Origin of the sequence: Streptomyces sp. NBC_01224, assembly GCF_036002945.1 — a bacterium.
GTDB lineage: Bacteria > Actinomycetota > Actinomycetes > Streptomycetales > Streptomycetaceae > Streptomyces.
In genome coordinates this window covers 2,920,664-2,940,478 of sequence record NZ_CP108529.1, presented here as the reverse complement: position 1 = coordinate 2,940,478, position 19,815 = coordinate 2,920,664, and the positions used below count along the sequence as shown (strand labels likewise).

Annotated in this window: 15 protein-coding genes; 6 read left to right on the top strand and 9 right to left on the bottom strand. The window is 71.2% G+C overall.

The window, feature by feature from the left end; translation table 11 throughout:
• Positions 1-2: 2 nt before the first annotated feature.
• From OG609_RS12515 to mce, 4 genes are all read right to left on the bottom strand, one after another.
• Positions 3-1,037, bottom strand: coding sequence for an ATP-binding cassette domain-containing protein (locus tag OG609_RS12515; RefSeq protein WP_327272875.1), 1,035 nt, complete (start codon positions 1,035-1,037; stop codon positions 3-5).
• An 86-nt stretch (positions 1,038-1,123) separates the two neighbouring features.
• On the bottom strand, positions 1,124-2,062 hold the full coding sequence (locus OG609_RS12510) for a cellulose-binding protein (protein ID WP_327272874.1): 939 nt from the start codon (positions 2,060-2,062) through the stop codon (positions 1,124-1,126).
• A gap of 184 nt (positions 2,063-2,246) precedes the next feature.
• Positions 2,247-6,110, bottom strand: coding sequence for a polarized growth protein Scy (gene scy, locus OG609_RS12505; protein ID WP_327272873.1), 3,864 nt, complete (start codon positions 6,108-6,110; stop codon positions 2,247-2,249).
• Positions 6,111-6,273: 163 nt separating this feature from the next.
• Positions 6,274-6,702 carry a methylmalonyl-CoA epimerase gene (gene mce, locus OG609_RS12500; RefSeq protein WP_114246697.1) on the bottom strand — a complete coding sequence of 143 codons (429 nt, stop codon included), beginning with the start codon at positions 6,700-6,702 and terminating at the stop codon, positions 6,274-6,276.
• Positions 6,703-6,837: 135 nt separating this feature from the next.
• Between mce and OG609_RS12495 the strand changes: the two genes are divergently transcribed.
• The 4 genes from OG609_RS12495 to OG609_RS12480 all read left to right on the top strand — a co-directional run bounded on the left by OG609_RS12495 (position 6,838) and on the right by OG609_RS12480 (position 14,131).
• Positions 6,838-8,037, top strand: a complete 1,200-nt coding sequence (locus tag OG609_RS12495) for an acetyl-CoA C-acetyltransferase (RefSeq protein WP_327272872.1) — start codon at positions 6,838-6,840, stop codon at positions 8,035-8,037.
• Positions 8,038-8,100: 63 nt separating this feature from the next.
• Entirely contained in the window at positions 8,101-9,057 is a 957-nt protein-coding gene (gene meaB / locus OG609_RS12490) for a methylmalonyl Co-A mutase-associated GTPase MeaB (RefSeq protein WP_176740366.1), read from the top strand.
• Between the two features lie 255 nt (positions 9,058-9,312).
• On the top strand, positions 9,313-11,796 hold the full coding sequence (locus OG609_RS12485) for a protein kinase domain-containing protein (RefSeq protein ID WP_327272871.1): 2,484 nt from the start codon (positions 9,313-9,315) through the stop codon (positions 11,794-11,796).
• A gap of 28 nt (positions 11,797-11,824) precedes the next feature.
• Complete coding sequence (locus OG609_RS12480; protein WP_327272870.1) at positions 11,825-14,131, top strand: serine/threonine-protein kinase; 2,307 nt, start codon at positions 11,825-11,827, stop codon at positions 14,129-14,131.
• 20 nt (positions 14,132-14,151) lie between these two features.
• On the opposite strand, the gene OG609_RS12475 is transcribed toward OG609_RS12480, so the two are convergent.
• On the bottom strand, positions 14,152-14,781 hold the full coding sequence (locus tag OG609_RS12475) for a PepSY domain-containing protein (RefSeq protein ID WP_327272869.1): 630 nt from the start codon (positions 14,779-14,781) through the stop codon (positions 14,152-14,154).
• A gap of 118 nt (positions 14,782-14,899) precedes the next feature.
• On the opposite strand from OG609_RS12475, the gene OG609_RS12470 reads away from it, so the two are divergent.
• Both OG609_RS12470 and OG609_RS12465 read left to right on the top strand, forming a co-directional pair.
• Entirely contained in the window at positions 14,900-15,562 is a 663-nt protein-coding gene (locus OG609_RS12470) for a response regulator transcription factor (protein WP_327272868.1), read from the top strand.
• Positions 15,559-17,013: a sensor histidine kinase gene (locus OG609_RS12465; protein WP_327272867.1), complete on the top strand. Its 1,455-nt coding sequence runs from the start codon at positions 15,559-15,561 to the stop codon at positions 17,011-17,013. Before OG609_RS12470 ends, OG609_RS12465 begins: the two co-directional genes overlap by 4 nt.
• Positions 17,014-17,028: 15 nt before the next feature.
• On the opposite strand, the gene OG609_RS12460 is transcribed toward OG609_RS12465, so the two are convergent.
• From OG609_RS12460 to OG609_RS12445, 4 genes are all read right to left on the bottom strand, one after another.
• Positions 17,029-17,505, bottom strand: a complete 477-nt coding sequence (locus OG609_RS12460) for a MarR family winged helix-turn-helix transcriptional regulator (RefSeq protein ID WP_327272866.1) — start codon at positions 17,503-17,505, stop codon at positions 17,029-17,031.
• A 126-nt stretch (positions 17,506-17,631) separates the two neighbouring features.
• Positions 17,632-18,396 carry an AIM24 family protein gene (locus tag OG609_RS12455; RefSeq protein ID WP_093898561.1) on the bottom strand — a complete coding sequence of 255 codons (765 nt, stop codon included), beginning with the start codon at positions 18,394-18,396 and terminating at the stop codon, positions 17,632-17,634.
• On the bottom strand, positions 18,393-19,043 hold the full coding sequence (locus OG609_RS12450) for an AIM24 family protein (RefSeq protein WP_327272865.1): 651 nt from the start codon (positions 19,041-19,043) through the stop codon (positions 18,393-18,395). Before OG609_RS12450 ends, OG609_RS12455 begins: the two co-directional genes overlap by 4 nt.
• Positions 19,043-19,675, bottom strand: a complete 633-nt coding sequence (locus OG609_RS12445; RefSeq protein WP_327278026.1) for an AIM24 family protein — start codon at positions 19,673-19,675, stop codon at positions 19,043-19,045. Before OG609_RS12445 ends, OG609_RS12450 begins: the two co-directional genes overlap by 1 nt.
• Positions 19,676-19,815: the final 140 nt, after the last annotated feature.

Here is a 19,815-nt window from a genome sequence, read left to right as displayed (position 1 = left end):
CGTCACGCTCCCTTGCCGGTGCCGGAGGTGCCGGGTACGCCCGGCGTGCCGTTCCCGGCCGTGCCGACGGCGGTCTGCTGGTTCCACTCGTCACCCCAGTGCGGGCCCACGGGCAACGGTGCCTCACCGACCTCCGAGTGTGCGTGGTACTCCACGGAGTCCGCCGTCATCTGCATGAACGCTTCCTCCAGGGAGGCCCGCTGGGAGCTCAGTTCGTGCAGCACGATCTGATGCCGGGCGGCGAGCTCTCCCAGCGCCTCGGTGGTGGCGCCGTCGATCTCCAGCGTGCCGCTGCCCGTCTCGACCACGATCAGGCCCTCCTCGTGCAGCACATCGCGCAGCCGCTCCTGTTGCGGGGAGCGCAGACGTACATAACTGCGGGAGTTCTGGTGGATGAAGTCGGCCATCGAGGTGTCGGCGAGCAGCCGGCCCTGGCCGATCACGATCAGATGGTCCGCGGTGAGGGCCATTTCGCTCATCAGATGCGAGGAGACGAAGATCGTCCGGCCTTCCGCGGCGAGCGCCTTCATCAGATTGCGGATCCAGTGAATCCCCTCGGGGTCGAGACCGTTGACGGGCTCGTCGAAGAGCAGCACCTGCGGGTCGCCGAGCAGCGCCGCCGCGATGCCGAGCCGCTGGCTCATGCCGAGGGAGAAGCCCTTCGACTTCTTCCTCGCCACCGCGCTCAGACCGACGGTGTCCAGCACCTCCGGGACCCGGCTCTCCGGGATGCGATTGCTCTGCGCGAGACAGAGCAGATTGTTGTACGCGCTGCGCCCGCCGTGCATCGACTTCGCGTCGAGCAGCGCCCCGATGTACTTGAGGGGTTCTTCCAGGTCGCGATAGTGCTTGCCGTCGATGCGCACCGAACCGCTGGTCGGGTTGTCGAGATCCAGCATCATCCGCATCGTCGTGGACTTGCCCGCACCGTTGGGGCCCAGAAAGCCCGTCACCATTCCAGGTCTGACGCGGCACGAAAGCCGGTCGACGGCAACCTTGTTGCCGAAGCGCTTGGTGAGACCATCAAGCTCGATCATGCGTTCACGCTAGAACGGCCGCGCGCCCGGCGCCACCACAAGGGCGGAACCGGGCGCGCGAGGAGTACAGCTGGGGTACGGCGGGGTCAGCGGGTCTGCTGAGCCGGGACGCCGCGGGTGACCGGCTCGTCGTCGGCGGGGGAGCCGGCGGCGGCCACCGCGGCACCGGTCAGCGTCGCCAGCATCTCGCGGACGTTGGTCAGCTGAGCGTTGATCGAGTCGCGGCGGTTGGTGAGCGCCGCCAGCTCGCGCTCCGACTCGCTGCGGATCCGGTCGGCCTTGGCGTTCGCGTCGGCCACGATGTCCTCGGACTGGCGCTGCGCGGTCTCCACCGTCTGACGCGCCCGGCGCTCGGCGTCCGTACGGAGCTTCTCGGCCTCCAGGCGGAGCTGCTCGGCGCGGTGCTCGATCTCGGCGAGGCGCTTCTCGGCCTTGGCCTGACGGGACGCGAGGTCGCGCTCCGACTGGTCGCGGCGCTTGGCGAGGTTGGTCTCGAAGTCCGCGGCGGCCTGGGCGGCCTTGGCGCGGGTCTCCTCGAAGAGGGCGTCGGCCTCCTCGCGCTTCTGGGCCGCGTCCTTCTGGGCGTCGGTGCGCAGCGTGGTGGCCTCACCCTTGGCCTTGTCGACGATGCGGACGCCCTCGTCCTCGGCCTTCGCCTTGCGCTCGGCGGCGAACGACTCGGCGTCGTTGCGCACCTGCTGGGCGGCCGACTCGGCGAGCTCACGGTGCTGCTCGGCGGCGCGACGGGCCTCCTCGCGCAGGTCCTTCGCCTCCTCCTCGGCCAGGCGGAGAATCTTCTCCACGCGCGCGCCGAGACCGGCGTACGACGGCTCCGCGTCGTTCACCTGGGCCTGGGCGTTCTGCGTTTCGAGGTGGAGCTCCTCGATGCGCTTTTCCAGAGACGTGATGCGGGCGAGAGCACTATCACGGTCGGCGACGAGCTTGGTAATGCGGTCATCCACCTGACCGCGGTCGTATCCACGTCGCACGAGCTCGAAGCCGAAGGGGGAGGAAGGGTCGCTCATGAGGTTCCTGTCGAATGAGACCGGTGAGGTGTTAGAGGGAATCCTAGGGGCCCGAGCGGCGTGTCATCGAGTGGATGCCCGTTTGATCTGGAGAATGACACCCCTTTTGAGTGGCTAACCCCCGCAACTCTTGCCACTCGGAGGGTTGAACGTCCTTGACGAAGCACGGGAGATGACAGGGCGACTACCCCTCGGACGACTTGCCACTCGATCGAGTGCCCGCTGAGGCACCGGCTTTGACGCCACCGGCGGAGCCGCCACCCGCGCCCTTGCCGCCGCCCGCCGGCGTCTCGAACGACTCCAATGCCTCCAGCACGTCCTGGACACGGGAGATTTCGGTGTTGATGTCCTGGCGCCGACGCACCAGCAGATCGAGCTCGCGCTTGCCCTCGTCCACCGTACGCTTCGCCTCGACCTCGGCGTCGGCCCGCAGCTTCTCGGCCTCACGGACCAGCGTGGCCTTCTTCTGCTCGGCTTCCTTCAGCAGCGCCTCGGCCCGCTTCACCGCCGCGATCCGGACCTTGCTCGCCTCCGAATTGGCGTCCGCCAGCAGCTCCTTGGCCTTGGCCGCCGCGTCGTCGCGCTGCTCGGTCGCCGCCTTCATCAGGTTGTCGACGCGCTCGCCCGCCGTCTTCATCTGCTCGGAGGTCTCCCGCCGGGCCCGGTCGTGCAGTTCCTCGATCTCGCTCTCGATCCGGGCCCTGAGCTCCTCGGCACGCTCCCGGATGGCCGTGGCATCCCGGCGCGCGCCGACCAGCAGCTCGTCCGCGTCCGTACGGGCGCGCTCCACCAGGGAGTTGCCCTCGACGGTCGCCTCCGAGGTGATCCGCGCGGCCTCCTTACGGGCCACGCCGACCATCGTGTCGGCCTGCTCCTCGGCCTCGGTGGCGGCGCGCAACGCCTCCTCCTGGGCCTTGTTGATGAGCTGGTCCGCCTGTTCGGCGGCATCGGCACGGCGCTTCGCCGCGGCCTCCCGCGCCTCGTCGAGCAGCCGGTCGGCCTCCTGACGGGCCTCGGCACGCATCTGCTCGGCCGCCGCCTCCGCGTCGGCGCGTACCCGCTCCGACTCCTCGCGGGTGCGGGCCGCGTGCTCCTGCGCGGAGCCGACGGTGGCCGCCGCCTCCGCGCGCAGCCGCTCGGCCTCGTCCGCGGCCTCGTCCGCCACCCGGGCCGCCTGCTGTGTCGCCCCCTCGACGAGCTGGGTGGCCTGTTGCGTCGACTCCTCGACGAGCTGGGTGGCCTGTTGCGCCGACTCCGTACGGATCCGCTCGGCCTCGCTCGTCGCCTCGCCCACCAGCCGGTCGGCCTGGGTCGCGGCATCGGAACGCATCCGGTTGGCGTCCTCGCGGGCCTCGGCCCGGCTGCGGGCCGCGTCCTGCTCGGCCGAGGCCAGCGCGTCGGAGGCCTCGGTACGCATCCGCTGGCTGTACTCCGCGGTGTCCGCGCGCAGCCGCTCCGACTCGGTGATCGCGTCGGAGACGGTCCGCTCGGCCATCGCCTTCGCGGCCTCGGACTCCTCCTGCGCCTCCCGGCGGATCCGGGCCGCGTCCTCGCCGGCCCGCTCCCGCTCCGCGTGCGCATCGGCGCGGACCCGGTCCGCCTCCTCCTGCGCCTCGGACTTCGTCCGTTCCGCGACATGCTCGGCGGCGGAGCGCAGCCCGGCGATCTCCTCCTCGGCCTGCTCCTGCAGCCCGTTGACCGAATCCCGTACCTGCTGGGCTGTCTGCTCGGCCGTGGAGACCAGCTCGGTCGCCCGGCTGTCCGCCTCCTCGACCAGACGCTGCGCCTCGGCCTGCGCCTGCTCGACCCGCTTGCGGGCGGAGGCGAGAAGCTCCTCGCTCTGCTCGCGGGCCCGCTCGCGCTCCTGGTTCGCCTCGGCGCGCGCCGCGTCGAGGGTCTCCTCGGACTCCCGGCGGCGCCGGTTCGCCTCCTCCTGCGCGGCGGCCAGCGCCTCGGCGGCCTCCGTGCCCACCCGCTCCGCGGCGGCAGCTGCCTCGGACCGCACCCGGTCGGCGCTCTCCTGCGCCTCGGACTTGAGCCGCTCCGCCTCGGCGGCCGCCTCGCTGCGCAGCCGTACGGCTGCGGACTCGCCCTCCGCACGCGACCGCGACGCGTCCGCCGCGGCCTCGTCGCGCAGCCGCTCCGCCTCGGTCTCTGCCTGCTCCTGCAGCGCCCGCAGCCGCTCGGCGGCCTCCGCGCGCAGCCGCTCGGACTCCTCGTTCGTCTCACGCCGGATGCGCTCCGCCTCGGCACGCGCGTCCGTGAGCGCCTGCTCGGCGGTGGTGACCCTGGTCTCGGCCTCGGTGTGCAGCCGGGTCAGCTCGTCGGCCGCCTCCGCCTGCCGGGCCGCGACCGCACGCTCGGTCTCCTCGCGCAGCTCCGCCGCCGCCTGCTCGGCCGCGGTGGTGGTGGACCGGGCCTGCTCCTCGGACTCGGTACGCAGCTGCTCGGCCTCGGCGCGGGCGCGTTCCAGGGCCTCCTCGGCCTGCTTGCGCAGCGCGGTGGCGCGCTCGGCCGCTTCGGTACGGACCCGCTCGCTCTCCGTGCCCGCGGTGGTGCGCAGCTCCTCCGCGTCCGACTTCGCCTTGGACAGCAGCTCCTCGGCGGTCTTCGCGCCTTCCTCGATCTGCTGGACGGCCTCGCGGCGGGCCTCGCCACGGATCCGCTCGCCCTCGGCGACGGCCTCGGAGCGCAGCTGCTCGGCCTCGCCGCGCAGCCTGCGCGCCTCCTCCTGCAGCTCGACCGTCTTGGCCCGGTACTCCTTGGTGTCGTCCTTGGCCGCGCCCTTGAGCTGATCGGCCTGCTCGGCGGCCTCGCCGCGCAGCCGGTCCGCCTCGGCCTCCGCCTCGCGGCGGATCCGGTCGGCCTCCTCGCTCGCCGCCCTGGTGGTGGACTTCGCGTCCTCGGATGCCTTGGTCAGCACTTCCTCAGCGGCCCTGGCGGCCTTGGAGAGCTGGGCAGCGGCGTCCTCGGCGGCCGCCGTGCGGGCCTTCTCGGAGGCCTCGGACTTGAGCCGGTCCGCCTCGGCGCGGGCATCGGCGAGTGCCTGCTCGGCCTCGGCCTTGAGCGACTCGGCGTCCTTGGTGGCCTCGCCGACCAGTCGGGCGATCTCCGACTTGGCCGTACGGGTGCGCTGCTCGTTCTGCGACTCGGCGGCGGCCAGCCGCTTGACGGCGGCCTCCTTCGCCTCGCCGGTGACCTTCTCGGCCGCCAGGCGGGCCTCGCGCAGCTGGGTCTCGGCCTCCTGCATGCGCTGCTCGGCGGCCCGGTTCAGCTCGGCGGTCTGCTGCCGGGTCTGCTCGGTCTCGGCCGTCGTCGACGTACGCAGCTGCTCGGCGTGGCTGGTGGCCTCCTGCGCCTGGCTGGAGGCGGCGTTCAGCAGCCGCTCGGCGTCCTTGCGGGCGCGCAGCAGGATCGCCTCGGCCTCGGTACGGGCAGACTCCGCCTCGGAGCCGAGCCGCTGCCGGGTCTCGTCCGCCAGCCGGCCCGCCTCGACGCGCGCGGCCGCCAGGGAGTGCTCGGCCTCGGCCCTGGACTCCTCCAGCAGTCGGCGCGCCTGGGACTCGGTCCTGGCCCTGAGCTGCTCGGCCCAGGCGACGTTCTCGTTGACATGGGACTCGACGGTCTGACGGCGCTCGGCCAGCTCCTGGTCGAGCTGCTGGCGCCGCTGCACGGCCTCGTTGTGCAGCTCGGCCTGGAGCCGCGCCTGGTGCTCGGCATGCTCCTGCAGGATCCGCTGCGTCTGCGCACGGGCGTCACGGAGCTCCCGCTCGGCGTCGGTCCGCAGCTGCTCTGCCTGGATCTGGGCATTACGGAGCAGCTGCTCGGCCTGGTAGCCGATGTCCGCGCTGTCGTATGCGGGACGGGTCGCGAGATTGCGCCGAGCCTCGTGCAGCTTGGCGCGCAAGACCTCGACCTGGTAACCGAGGTCCTCGGCGTGCTGAACGGCCTTCTCCCGGTCGGTCTTCAGCCGGTCCATCTCGGCTTCGAACCGCGAGAGATGGTCGTCTTCAGCTCGGTGGCTCTCCTGGCGTTCGTAGCCCCGCACTGCGCGGTCCCATCCGTCCCCTGGTCGCAACTCTCCAACGAGTACCGTTCGCCGGTGAACGGTCCCCCGGGGAATGGTGACAGATCACGGCTGGGGACGCGGCACGGCCCCGACCCGGCCCCGGCCCGGAAGAGCCCACTCTACCGGGCCAGGTATCCGGAGGTCAGTGCTCCGCTGCGGACGTGACCAGTTCGGTGAGGACGCCGTGGCAGTCCTTGGGGTGCAGGAACGTGATCCGGGACCCCATCGAACCGGTCCTGGGCTCGTCGTACAGCACCCTGACCCCCTTCTCCCGGATGTCCGCCGCGTCGGCGTCGACGTCCGCGGTACCGAAGGCGATGTGGTGGACGCCCTCCCCGTTCTTCGCCAGCCACTTGCCCACGGCCGAGTCCTCCCGCGTCGGCTCCAGCAGCTGGAGGTAGGAAGCACCGCCGTCGGACGTATCGTTGATCTTGAGCATGGCCTCCCGGACGCCCTGCTCCTCGTTGATCTCGGAGTGGAACACCTCGAACCCGTAGGTCGAGCGGTAGAACTCGACGGTCTTGTCGAGGTCGAAACAGGCGATCCCGATGTGGTCGATTCGCGTCAGCATGAAACCAGTGCAGCGCGACACCGATGGTTACGCAACGTGCGCGCGATCACACCCGTTGCCGGATGACGGGCGAGGTACCGCTCAGTACATTCATGTAAACCCTCGTTCACTCCTAATCCCAAGGGGCTGCGCCTCATGTCAGGAACGACCGGTACCACCTCAGTGATCGTCGCGGGCGCGCGTACGCCCATGGGCCGTCTCCTCGGCTCGCTGAAGAGCTTCTCCGGGGCCGATCTCGGAGGCTTCGCCATCAAGGCCGCGCTGGACCGGGCCGGCATCGGCGGCGACCAGGTCGAGTACGTGATCATGGGCCAGGTCCTGCAGGCCGGTGCGGGCCAGATCCCGGCCCGCCAGGCCGCTGTCAAGGCGGGCATCCCGATGAACGTCCCCGCGCTCACCGTCAACAAGGTGTGTCTGTCCGGGCTCGACGCGATCGCGCTCGCCGACCAGTTGATCCGCGCCGGTGAGTTCGACGTCGTCGTCGCCGGTGGCCAGGAGTCCATGACGAACGCCCCGCACCTGCTCCCGAAGTCCCGCGAGGGCTACAAGTACGGCGCGATCGAGATGCTCGACTCGATGGCGTACGACGGTCTGACCGACGCCTACGAGAACATCCCGATGGGTGAATCCACCGAGAAGCACAACACCCGCCTCGGCCTGAACCGTGCCGACCAGGACGAGATCGGCGCCCTCTCCCACCAGCGCGCCGCCGCTGCCCAGAAGAACGGCATCTTCGAGGCCGAGATCACCCCGGTCGAGATCCCGCAGCGCAAGGGCGACCCGGTCCTCTTCTTCAAGGACGAGGGCATCCGCCCGGAGACGACCGCGGAGTCCCTCGGCAAGCTGCGCCCGGCCTTCACCAAGGACGGCACGATCACCGCGGGCACCTCCTCGCAGATCTCCGACGGCGCCGCCGCGGTCGTCGTCATGAGCAGGACCAAGGCCGAGGAACTGGGCCTGGACTGGATTGCCGAGATCGGCGCCCACGGCAATGTGGCGGGTCCGGACAACTCGCTCCAGTCGCAGCCGTCCAACGCCATCAAGCACGCCCTGAAGAAGGACGGCCTGGAGGTCGCGGACCTCGACCTCATCGAGATCAACGAGGCGTTCGCCGCGGTCGCCGTCCAGTCGATGAAGGACCTCGGCGTCACCCCGGAAAGGGTGAACGTCAACGGCGGCGCCATCGCGCTGGGTCACCCGATCGGCATGTCCGGCGCCCGGGTGGTGCTGCACCTGGCGCTGGAACTGAAGCGGCGCGGCGGCGGCACCGGTGCGGCGGCGCTGTGCGGCGGCGGCGGTCAGGGCGACGCGCTGATCATCCGCGTCCCCAAGTAGGAACGGCCCGGGCAGGCAGTACGTAGTACACGTAGAGCACTCAAGCGAGTGAACGGAGCGGTGATGGTGGACGTCCCCACCCTGGTCGAGCAGGCCCGTGCGGGCCGGCCGCGGGCCGTGGCCCGGCTCATCTCCCTGGTGGAGGGAGCGTCGCCGCAGCTGCGCGAGGTGATGGCGGCCCTGGCGCCGCTGACGGGCAACGCGTACGTCGTCGGCCTGACCGGCTCACCCGGTGTCGGCAAATCGACATCGACGTCGGCGCTGGTCTCGGCGTACCGGCGGGCAGGCAAGCGGGTCGGCGTCCTGGCCGTCGACCCGTCCTCGCCGTTCTCCGGCGGGGCGCTCCTCGGCGACCGGGTCCGGATGTCGGAGCACGCCTCCGACCCGGGCGTCTACATCCGCTCCATGGCCACCCGAGGACATCTGGGCGGTCTCGCCTGGTCGGCACCGCAGGCGATCCGGGTGCTGGACGCTGCGGGCTGCGAAGTGATCCTGGTGGAGACGGTCGGCGTCGGCCAGTCGGAGGTGGAGATCGCCTCCCAGGCCGACACCTCCGTCGTCCTGATGGCGCCCGGCATGGGCGACGGCATCCAGGCGGCGAAGGCCGGAATCCTGGAGATCGGCGATGTATACGTCGTCAACAAGGCCGACCGGGACGGCGCGGACGCCACCGCGCGCGAGCTCAACCACATGCTGGGCCTCGGCGAGTCCCGCGGTCCCGGCGACTGGCGGCCGCCGATCGTGAAGACGGTCGCCGCCCGGGGCGAGGGCATCGACGAGGTCGTCGAGGCGCTGGAGAAGCACCGGGCGTGGATGGAGGAGCACGGAGTGCTCGCCGAGCGGCGCATGGCCCGTGCGGCCCGCGAGGTCGAGACGATCGCCGTCACGCGGCTGCGTGAGCGCATCGGCGATCTGCACGGCGACCGCCACATCGGCGCGCTCGCCGAACGCATCGTGGCGGGGAGCCTCGACCCCTACGCGGCGGCGGACGAGCTCGTGGCAGGACTCACCGGGGCCTGATCCCGTCCGGACGGGTCCGGGAGCGGCGTGCGGGCCGTTTCCGGGACCGTCCGGAAACGTCTGTACGCCGCCACTGCGGAACCGTCGCGCCGCGCATACCCGTCCCTGACTGCTGAAGATGCGTCAGTCGTGGTCCGGGGGTGCGCTTTCGCGCTGACCGACGCTGCGACCGGTGACGTGTCCGTGGCAGGATTGCGGCCGGATACGTGAACTGAGTGTCCGGCGTTTCATGCGTGCCGACGGGGGGAGTGGCGCATGCTGGGTCCGCTGCGGGAGGACTCGCCCAGACGGATCGGTCCCTACGCGATACAGGCCCGGCTCGGCGCGGGCGGCATGGGAGAGGTCTTCCTCGGTACCCGGGACGGAGGCGGTGAACCGGTCGCCGTCAAGACGGTCCGCCGCGACGTGGCCCAGGACCCCGGCTTCCTGGGCCGCTTCCGACGGGAGATCACCGTCGCCCGGTCCGTCGTCGGCCCCCATCTCGCCCCGCTGCTCGACGGGGACGCCGACGCCGAAGTGCCCTGGCTCGCCACCGGATACGTGGCCGGCCCGACTCTGTCCGCCGCCGTCCGCAGGGCGGGCGCGATGGACGAGGCCGAGACACGGATGCTCGGTGCCGGACTGGCCCGCGCCCTGGCGGCCGTCCACGCGGCAGGGATCGTCCACCGCGATGTGAAACCCGGCAATGTGATGCTCGCGTCGGACGGTCCGCGGCTCATCGACTTCGGCATCGCCCGGGATGCCGGCGCGACCCCGCTCACCACCACCAGCCGCATGGTCGGCAGCCCCGCCTTCATGTCCCCGGAGCATGTGGCGGGCAGCGGACGCGTCGTATCCGCCTCCGACGTGTTCTGCCTTGCCTCCGTGCTCTGTTACGCGGCCACCGGACGCGATCCCTTCGGGGACGGACCGGTCGCCGCCGTGCTCTACCGGGTCAAGTACGTCGAGGCCGATCTCGGCGATGTGCCCGAAGCGCTGCGTGCCGTCCTGGAGGACTGCCTGGTCGCCGATCCCGCCTCCCGCCCCACCGCTACCGAACTCGCACAGCGGCTCGCCCCCGACGCGGCCGCACGGTGGCCGGAGCCGGTGGAGCAGCACATCACCGAGTACGAGCGTGAACTGGCCCGGGTCATGGCGCTGGGCGGCCCGCTTCTGCCCGGGTACACACCGACCGAGGCGGCCGCCGGAATCCCTGCCGCGCCCCACCAACTGCCCACCCAGGGGACCGACTTCACCCCGGGCCTGCACATCGCACCCACCCAGGGCCCCGGCCTCGCGCAGCCGCCGCGCCGCTCCCGCCGCGCCCTGGGCGCGGTCCTTGCCGCGCTGATCGTGCTGGGCGCGGCCACCGGGGGCATCCTGGCCTGGCGCAACAACCGCACCACGCCCAACGAGGCATCCCCCGGGGGCGGTTCACCCGCAGCCGCCAGGATCGTGGCCGGTGTGGACGAGAACGGCGGCCCGGACGGCTCGGGCACGGTCCCCTACGGCCGTGACGTCCGTCCGGCGGGGTGGACGAAGTCCTGGCAGGGCAAGTTCTCCAAGTCTCCGATCGGTTGTGCCGCAGGCCGTGATGTCGTGGTCTGCCGACTGGTCGACGGTACGTACGAGGCGGTGTCGGCGGCCGACGGTCGCCGGATGTGGACGTTCGACACCGGACAGAGTTCGAACAGGGCGGGCTGGGGGCCCCGCGGCCAGTTCTTCATGCCGGCCGATGCCACCCGGCCCACTGTGTACGACGACACCGTGTTGCTTGCCGCGGGCGAACGCCTGCGGTCGCTGGACGCGAAGACCGGTACGGTCCGTTGGGAGACCCCGTCCGGCGGCGCGCACGACCTGGACAGCGCGCCGGTCGTCGTCGACGGCCTGGTCTTCGCCGCGACCACCTCGACGCCTGAGGACGCGGCGCTCGCCGCGTACGACCTGAGGACCGGCGCCCGCAAGTGGCAGAAGCCGCTGGCCCCGCAGGACATCTCCAACGCCCAGAAGGGCAACTTCTGGCCGGTCGCCACCGATGGCACGGTGGTGTACGCGGTCGGCGAGGACGCACCGAAGGCCTTCCGGCCGAAGGACGGCTCGTTGCTGGGCACGGCCGGAGGCGAGGCTGTGCAAGCTTCCGGGGACAGGACGAATTCGGGGTGCGGGTCGCTCCGGGTGCGCGGCCGCTACGCCTTCTGCGACGCCTACATCTCCAACGACGACCCTTCCGGTTTCGGGGACGACGTGACCGTGCTGCGGTTCGCAGCCGGGACGCTCCAGACGCAGGGGCGGGTGCCGGTGGACTCCTCGCTCGTCGCCGGCGCGGCGCTGACGGCACTCGGCGACCGGGTCATCACGTTGCGGCGGAGCAGTGAGCACGAGTCGGACGTGCCGGACGAGATCGTCGTCGTGGGCCGCGACGGCGGCCGGGCGCTCGGCCGGTTCCCGCTCGGCGGAAAGGTGGCGCAGGGGATGAGCAACCCGGTCTCCGACCCGCTGATCGTCGCGGACACGGTGGTGTGGGCGGACAGCACGACGCTGTACACGGTCCCGATCCGCCCCGACGGCACCCTGGGTTCACTCACCACGACCCGGATTCCGGGCGCTCCGGGCCCGACCAGGACACCGACGTACGACTCCGTCACCAATGGCGTCGATCTGGAGCAGGAACTGCTCGACCCGCAGGTGCTGCCGGTCGGCGGTGTCGTGCATGTCGTGTACGACGACGGCACCGCGGTTTCGGTGCCGCTGCCCAAGTGAACCGTCGGACGATGAGGGGGGCCGCGCAGTGATCGAGCCGCTTCCGGCAGGCCGGGCCCGGCTGATCGGCCCGTACCAGCTGCTCGGACTGCTGGGCGCGGGTGGTATGGGCGAGGTGTACCTGGCCCGGCCGGCAGGTGCGCGCGACACCCTCGCCGGGCTGGTCGCGCTGAAGACCATGCGCCCGGATCTCGACCTCGACGACGGCTTCCGGATCCGCTTCCGCAGGGAGATCGACGCGGCGGGTGCCGTGCGCAGTCCGTACACCGCGGCCCTCGTCGGCGGTGACCCGAGCGGCCGGCTGCCCTGGCTGGCGACCGAGTACGTCCCCGGCCCCTCGCTCGCCGAGGCGGTGACCCGAGGCGGGCCGATGCCCGAGCAGGTCGTACGGGAGATGGGCGCCGACCTCGCCCGCGCGCTCGCCGACATGCACGCCGTACGCGTACTCCACCGCGACCTCAAGCCCGGCAATGTGCTGCTCGGCGCCGACGGGCCGAAGGTGATCGACTTCGGCATCGCGCAGGCCTTCGACGCCACCCAACTGACGCGGACCGGTGTCGTGGTGGGCAGCCCCGGCTACATCTCGCCCGAGCACGTCAACGGCTCACGCTCCCTCGTACCGGCGTCCGATGTGTTCTGTCTCGGCGCGGTGCTTGCCTACGCGGCGACCGGGAGGGGGCCGTTCGACGACTCCGACATGGCGGCCGTGATCTTCCGGATCGCCCAGGGCGAGGCCGAACTGTCGGGCGTACCACCGCAGTTGCGTGAGGTGATCGAGGCGTGTCTGCGTGGTGAGGCAGGATCCCGGCCGACTCCGCAGCAGCTCGTCGACATGCTGTTGACCGGAGCGCGAGCGGCCGTGGCGGCGCCCGGGCCGTTTCCCTGGACGGAATCGATACGCGGACTGCTCGCCGCGCACGCGGCCGGGGCGCGCGCCGCCGCGGAGGCGGCTGTGCCGTCGGTTGCCGCACCACCGGTCCCGTTCCATGCCCCGGACCACGGTGGGCTCGCGCTCGCCCCGACACCCGTTGTGCCGGTGGCCGTACCGGGGGACCGGCAGGGGAACAGGGGACTGTGGATCGGGTTGGCGGCGGCGGCCGTGGTGGTGTGCGCGGTGCTGGGGACGGTATTGCTGCCGGGGCTCTTCAACGGGGACGGTGGCAACGACAACGCGGGAGGCGCCGGCGCCGGCGGCGCGGCGCATCCGACCGCTTCCGCCTCGGACGCGTCGCGGACCAAGGCGGGGCCCGCGGTCATACCCGGCGCGGACGCGGGGCACACCGGCGACTTCGGAGCGGCCGCCGCGGATCTCGCCACCAGACCGGCGGGCTGGAAGGCATGGACGACCAGCATCGAGGACGGTCCGGCGGAGTGCGTACTCGCGGACACGTCACTGGTCTGCGGCGGCCCACGCGGCATCACCTTGCTGGACGCGGCGAACGGAAAGCGGCGCTGGCAGACCCCACCGGGAAGGACGGGGACCGGCCCGGCCTCGGTGGCCGCAGTCATCGGCACAACCGTGTACGCCTTCCAGGACGGTGCCCTGCTGGCACGTGGCCTCGCCGACGGGGCCGAGCAGTGGCGGGAACCGCTGCCCGGCGACGCCCGGGTGACCGATTCCGTCCAGTCCGGTGGAGTTCTCTACTACGCGACGAAGGTTATCGGCACGGGCGGCGCCCAGATCCTCGCCCGTGAGCTCACCGGCAAGCACGCACTCAAGTGGCACAAGACGTGGGACGACCCGGCCGCCGACGCCGCACTGGCCTTCGCCGACGGCCGGCTCGTCGCGGCAGGCGACGGAGTCACCGTCCTGAAGGGTGCGGACGGCACGCGGCTGAGTGGCATCGCAGCCGGTGACGTCTTGTGCCGTATGCCGGTCCTGAAGGGAAAGGAACTCCTCTGCTCCGGCTCGAACGGCCTGACGGTCGTCGACGTGACGGCCCCGCAGAGCCGCCGGTCGATCGCCGCGGGCGTGGACATCGCCTACCGGCCCGCACTCTCACATGACGGCAAGGTCGTGGTGAGCAGCCGGACGAGGACGTACGCGTTCGGCCTGTCCGACGGGCGGCAGTACTGGGCGACGTACGAAGGCGGCCAGGGCATGGACACCGTCGGCAGGCCGTCCGTGGCCGGCGACAGGGCCCTCGTCGTGGGCGGGCGCAAGGTGGAGGTCATCGACATGGCCGCCGAAGGGGATCCGGGCTGGACCGGCAACCCGCCGACCGGCTGGCCCGAGGGCAAGTCGGTCGATCCGGCGTACGTCTCGCTCGTCGCGCGGGGGAACGTCGCCTTCCTGGCCTTCAGGGACGGGACGGTCCTGTCCTACGCGCCCTGACGGTCCGGCGGACCCGGGCGTCAGTCGTCGTCGTGGTCGTCCCGGTCGTCCCCGTGGTCGTCGTCATGACGGTCATGGCCGTCGTCCGACCGGTCCGCCGTGACCTTGGCCGTCCTGGCGTCGACGTTCAGCTCGTGCCGCTTGCCGTCCTTGCCCCGGACGTCGACCTCCCAGTGCAGCGCCCCGCCGCTCCGGCCGTCGCTGTCGTCCAGTTCGATCGACGTCACGGTCCCGGGCGTCGCCTTGAGCGCGGCGTCGACCGCCGCGTCCAGCGAGACGCCGGCCGACCTGGGCGCATGCCGGTCGCGATCGTCGTCGTTGTCGTCGGAGACGTGCTTGCCGAGCACCTTGCCGCTGCCCGCGTCCACCGTCACGTCGTGCCAGACCTTGTCGGAGCCGTACACATCGATCTCCCAGACCGGCCCGCCGCCCTCGTCGTCCAGCTCGGCCTCGGTGACCGTGCCCGGAACGGCCCCGACGGCGGCCGCGGTCGCGTCCGCGACGCCGACGCGGGCGGTGCTGCCGCCCGCCGCGCCGCTCCTGGTGCCGCGGTCCTGGCTGTCGTCGTCCGTGAAGGCGACGGCCGTGGCGGCTGTGCCGCCGACGAGCACGGCCGCGGTGACGGCGGCGATGACGATCTTGCGCTTCATGAGGTTCCTCCCTGATCGGGTGGCCGGTTTCGACACGGTCCACACTGCCGGGGTGATGCTGAACGCAGCCTGAAGCCACCTGAAGCCGTCTTCAGGTTCCATTTGGGACCCTGTGCCCATGCGCCTGTTGATCGTGGAGGACGAGAAGCGGCTGGCGATGTCCCTGGCCGGGGGACTCACCGCCGAGGGCTTCGCCGTGGATGTCGTGCACGACGGTCTCGAAGGGCTGCACCGGGCGGCCGAGGGCGTGTACGACCTCGTCGTCCTCGACATCATGCTGCCCGGGATGAACGGCTACCGGGTCTGTGCCGCCCTGCGCGCCGCCGGCCATGAGATGCCGATCCTGATGCTGACGGCGAAGGACGGGGAGTACGACGAGGCGGAGGGCCTCGACACCGGGGCCGACGACTACCTGACCAAGCCCTTCTCGTACGTCGTGCTGGTGGCCAGGATCCGGGCGCTGCTGCGGCGCCGGGGCGGCGGCTCCGGCTCGCCGGTGGTCACCGTCGGCTCCCTGCGCATGGACACCGCCGCTCGTCGGGTGCATCTCGGTCCGGCCGAAATCACCCTCACCACCAAGGAGTTCGCGGTGCTGGAACAACTTGCGCTGAGGCCCGGGCAGGTGGTGAGCAAGGCGGACATCCTGGAACACGTCTGGGACTTCGCCTACGACGGCGATCCGAACATCGTCGAGGTGTACGTCAGCGCGCTGCGGCGCAAGCTCGGCGCGGCCGCCATCCGTACGGTGCGTGGCGCCGGATACCGGCTGGAGGCGCTGTGAGATCGGTACGGGCCAGGGCCGCACTCGGTGCCACGGTCGTGGTCGCCGTCGCACTGGTCGGGGCCGGGCTCGCCGTACTCCTCGTCCTGCGCGCCAACCTCACCGATCAGGCGGGGCTGCAGGCCGAGGTGGCGGCCCGCGAGGTGGCCGGCCAGCTGGCCCTCGATGTGCCGTACGACCGGCTGGAGATGCGCGAGGAGGAGGACCATCCGGTCCAGGTGACCGACGAGGACGGGCGCGTGGTGGCCGTCTCCAAGGACCTGGAGGCGATCTCCGGCACCGGAACGGACCAGGTCGAGCCGGCCTCGTCACCGGCCGCGGGAAGTTCTTCCGGTTCCGACGACGACGGACGCGATGACGACGACGGCGACGACAACGGCGGTCACGGCATCCCAGGCCGCGGTGAAGTCGACTCCGGGGACCCGGACTTCAGCAACGGCACCGCCACCGTCGACGGAGACACGGCCGACTACCGCTTCGCGTCGGTCCGGGCGACCACCTCGGCCGGGGTGACCCTGACCGTCCACGCGGGCGCCCCGCTGGCCGCCGAGCAGGAGGCCGTGGGCACTGTGCGCGGGGCGATGCTGATCGGGCTGCCGGTGCTGCTGCTCGTCGTTGCCGGGGTCACCTGGCTGGTGACCCGGCGGGCGCTGCGCCCGGTCGAGGGAATCCGGCGCGAGATGGCCGCGATCACCGCGTCCGAGGATCTGAGACGGCGGGTGCCTGAGCCCGGTTCGCGCGACGAGATCGCCCGGCTGGCCCGTACCACGAACGAGACCCTGACGGCCCTTGAGGCATCGGTGGACCGACAGCGGCGCTTCGTGGCGGACGCCTCGCACGAACTGCGAAGCCCGATCGCCTCCCTGCGCACCCAGCTGGAGGTGGGCGCCGCGCATCCGGAACTGCTGGACGTGCCGGGCGCCGTCGCCGACACCGTACGACTGCAGGCGCTGGCGGCCGATCTGCTGCTGCTGGCCCGGTTGGACGCGGGTGAGCGGCCGGGCCGTACGACGCTGGACCTGGGCGCGCTGGTCCACGAGGAGGTCTCGCAGCGCACCGGCGACCGGATTCCGGTGGCGGTGTCCGTGCCGGACTCCGGTGCGTTCGAAGTGGCCGGTTCGCGTGGGCAGTTGGCGCGGGTGATCGGCAATCTGCTGGACAACGCCGAGCGTCATGCGGAGCGCACGGTGGCGGTCTCGCTGCGTGCGGAGCGGGGCGGGGTGGTCGTCGAGGTCACCGACGACGGGGCGGGGGTGCCACCGGGCGAGCGCGAGCGGATCTTCGAACGTTTCGTACGCCTCGACGACGCCCGTACGCGGGACGAGGGCGGCGCCGGTCTCGGCCTGGCCATCGCCCGTGACGTCGCGGCCCGGCACGGCGGCCGGCTGACGGTGGACGGTGCGCCGGAGGGCGGCGCGCGGTTCGGGCTGTGGCTGCCGAGCGCCGGTTGAACACCGCCCCGCAGGTCACGCCTTGCCGCGGCGCCCCCGCAGATGATCCGCGACCGGTGTCAGCGCCGCGTGCAGGTCCGCCAGTGCCTCCGGCGTCAACAGGTCCATGAAGTGCTTGCGCACCGACGCCACGTGGTGCGGCGCCACCTTCCGCATCATCTCCGCACCCTCATCGGTGAGGACCGCGAACAGTCCGCGCCGGTCCGACTCGCAGTTCTCCCTGCGAACCAGTCCCGCGCTCTCCATGCGGGTGATCTGGTGCGAGAGCCTGCTCTTGGACTGCAGCGTCGCGGCGGCGAGGTCGCTCATCCGCATGCGCTGGTCGTCCGACTCCGAGAGGTTGACCAGGATCTCGTAGTCGTTGTTGGTCAGGCCGAACGGCTGGAGGTCCTTCTCCAGCTGGTGCATCAGCAGCCTGCTGACGTCCAGGTGGGTGCGCCAGGCGCACTGCTCCGCGTCGTTCAGCCAGCGAGTGGCCGTCTCGGTCTCCATGTATGGATTCTACCTAAGAAGTTGAAAGCCGGACGAAGGTGGGGGATTGTGACGCCCGGCACTCGCCCGGAGACGGGCTCGGGTACGGGGTGCAGACGTTCGACGTCACACTCCGCAGACTACCGTTCACAAACCGAAGCGGCGCTGGAGGTCCCCGAGCTGACCGGGCAGACGGGGTGCGGAGCCGGGTTGACCCGCACCACCCGGCACCCCGGCCTGCGCCGGCGTCGCCCCCGTCGGCTGCTCCGGCATCAGGATCTCGGTCGACTGGAGCAGCACGGTGCCCGCCCCGACGAACTCGAACTGGTGCTCCTCGCCCGATGTCCCGCCGATCCCGGTCAGCGACCTGAGCCCGCCCATCACGCCCGTCATATAGCCATGGTCGTAGTGGTGGCACGGCGAGGGGCAGTCCGCCCAGCCCACCAGCGCCTGCGGATCGACCCGCAGGGGCGGCTCCATGAAGACCACCGGACCGTTGGACGCGGCCACGAACTTTCCCGTACCGATCAGTGTCAGGAAGCCCGGCACGATGGACTGCTTGAGTGCCAGGGTCGGCTGGTACGCGAGGAGGTTGCCGGACCGGATCGTCAGATTCCCGTCCTCCAGGTCGTACGAGTTCACGTCGAAGGCGCGGTCGGCGAGGAGCATCTTGCCGCTGCCTTCAGCCACCACCCAGTCGCTCGCGTGCAGCGGCGAGTGGAAGCTCGTACGGATCAGCCGCTCGAAGCGGCCGTGGCCGATGCCGTTGAACTCGATCCGTCCGTAATAGGCGATCATCTTGCCCTTCTGCAGGAACCACTGGCTCCCCTTGAGCTCCACGCAGAAGGTGTACGAGTTGACGTTGTCGTCCGACGGCAGCGTCATCGGGTCGAAGACCACGGGCGTGCTCACAGCTTCTCCTCCGAGGCCTGGACGTACACCGCGCCACTGCCGCTCAGCTCCAGCTGGAACGCCTCGCCGGAGCCGCGCCCCACCATGTCGCGCCAGCCGAGCGCGGTGGAGAGCTTGTTGCGTACGTCGCCGTGGTGGGCGACGTACGCCTGCGGGTCCACATGCACCTCGCGGCCCGGCGTGATCGGCAGCTCGATCACCCCGCCGTGGGCCATCACCGCGACCGCGCCATGCCCCTTGAGGGTGGTGGTGAACAGGCCCTGCCCGGTCACCTGGCCGCGCACCATGCCCATCACTCCGCCCTGCGCACCCATGAACATCGTGCCCTGCTGCAGCGTCCCGTCGAAGGCGAGCAGCCGGTCGGCCTCCACGTACAGGGTGTCGCCGGACAGGTTGATCACCTGGATGTGATGGCCCCCGTGACCGAACATCACCGTGCCGCTGCCTTCGACCGTCATCAGCGGCGTCGCCTCATTGGCCACCCGGCGGCCGATCATCGACATGACGCCCCCCTGGCCGCCCTGGATGTTCGGCGTGAACGACACCTCGCCGCGGTAGGCGAGCATCGCGCCGCGCTGGCTGTACATCTTCTGGCCGGGGAGCACCGTCGCCTCGACCATCTTCGAGTTGATCTCACGGAACGGCATCAGACATCGCCCCCGATGGTGTTCCGCTCGCTCGGCTGCACGTAGACGAGTCCCTCGCCCTCGAACCGGATCTGGAAGGACTCGCCCGAGCCCTCGCCCATCAGCGTCCGGAAGTTCACCCCGGACTGGAAGTGCTGTTGCAGATTGCCCTGATGCGCGATGTAGGCGCCGGGGTCGACGAACAGCGGGTACTGGGCCGAGACCCGCAGCGCCACGGCCGAACCGTCCGACATGATCGCCACCTGCCCGGTGCCCTCGACGGTGGTGGTGAACAGGCCGTTGCCCGTCGCCCCGCCACGCAGGCCGGTGAAGGTGGTTCCGGTGCGCAGCCCGGCGTCGGTACAGAGCAGATTGCTCGCCTCGACATAGAGCTTGTCGCCGTGCAGCGAGACGAGGCTGATCTCGCTCGCCCGGTCGGCGAAGTAACAGGTGCCCTGCCCGGTCACCTCCATCACGGTCATCTGCTCGCCGGTCAGCCGGCGGGTCACCATGCCGCGCAGGCCGTCACCGCCGCCGGTCATCTTCTTGAACGTCATCCGGCCGTCGTACGCGACCATCGAGCCGTTCTTCGCCTTGACGGCGTCGCCGGCCAGGTCGACGGCGAGCGTTCTGCTGCCTTGGAGTCGGAACATTGCCACGGAACGACGGTATCGGCAGGACCCCGGCCGGGACAGGGCCCTGGGGAGGAACCGGCACCCTGAACCGCCCCTGATACGCGTCCGGTACGGGACCCGTACGCAATCGGGACGTATCCCGTACGGGGCGAGGACGG

What these genes read in the sequence shown, in the direction of transcription:
- OG609_RS12470 (WP_327272868.1), top strand. Translation starts at nt 14,900, where the DNA reads ATGCGCCTGTTGATCGTGGAGGACGAGAAGCGGCTGGCGATGTCCCTG.
- OG609_RS12510 (WP_327272874.1), bottom strand. Translation starts at nt 2,062, where the DNA reads ATGAGCGACCCTTCCTCCCCCTTCGGCTTCGAGCTCGTGCGACGTGGA.
- meaB (WP_176740366.1), top strand. Translation starts at nt 8,101, where the DNA reads ATGGTGGACGTCCCCACCCTGGTCGAGCAGGCCCGTGCGGGCCGGCCG.
- OG609_RS12460 (WP_327272866.1), bottom strand. Translation starts at nt 17,505, where the DNA reads ATGGAGACCGAGACGGCCACTCGCTGGCTGAACGACGCGGAGCAGTGC.
- OG609_RS12445 (WP_327278026.1), bottom strand. Translation starts at nt 19,675, where the DNA reads ATGTTCCGACTCCAAGGCAGCAGAACGCTCGCCGTCGACCTGGCCGGC.
- OG609_RS12450 (WP_327272865.1), bottom strand. Translation starts at nt 19,043, where the DNA reads ATGCCGTTCCGTGAGATCAACTCGAAGATGGTCGAGGCGACGGTGCTC.
- OG609_RS12515 (WP_327272875.1), bottom strand. Translation starts at nt 1,037, where the DNA reads ATGATCGAGCTTGATGGTCTCACCAAGCGCTTCGGCAACAAGGTTGCC.
- OG609_RS12475 (WP_327272869.1), bottom strand. Translation starts at nt 14,781, where the DNA reads ATGAAGCGCAAGATCGTCATCGCCGCCGTCACCGCGGCCGTGCTCGTC.
- mce (WP_114246697.1), bottom strand. Translation starts at nt 6,702, where the DNA reads ATGCTGACGCGAATCGACCACATCGGGATCGCCTGTTTCGACCTCGAC.
- OG609_RS12485 (WP_327272871.1), top strand. Translation starts at nt 9,313, where the DNA reads ATGCTGGGTCCGCTGCGGGAGGACTCGCCCAGACGGATCGGTCCCTAC.
- OG609_RS12495 (WP_327272872.1), top strand. Translation starts at nt 6,838, where the DNA reads ATGTCAGGAACGACCGGTACCACCTCAGTGATCGTCGCGGGCGCGCGT.